Raw genomic sequence first — 246 nt, forward strand, 5'->3', positions numbered from 1 at the left:
TCGCCGTTCAGGGCGGTAATGCGCATGCCGTTTTCGTGCAGCGACAGGTTATCGCTGTGAAAACGCATGCCATCATTCTGCGGGAAGTCGACTTCATGGCGACCCTGCGCCAGCAGCAAGCGCCCACGGTTTTCCACATCGCGGATAAACCCCGGGATCGCATCAATATCGACAGTGGCCGGCTCATTGCCCGCCAGACCCATAATAATGGCGATATCGGTATGGTGTCCTTTCCCGGTAAGGGAG

General features: G+C 57.3%; 1 protein-coding gene. It reads right to left on the reverse strand.

All coding sequences use genetic code 11. The features are described 5' to 3' along the window. Window positions 1–246 (reverse strand): serine dehydratase beta chain (locus ACCD05_RS32035; RefSeq protein WP_413397722.1); only part of this gene is annotated, 246 nt, incomplete at both ends.

The organism is Rhizobium sp. Rhizsp42, assembly GCF_047304155.1.
In the GTDB taxonomy this organism is placed as follows: domain Bacteria; phylum Pseudomonadota; class Alphaproteobacteria; order Rhizobiales; family Rhizobiaceae; genus Rhizobium.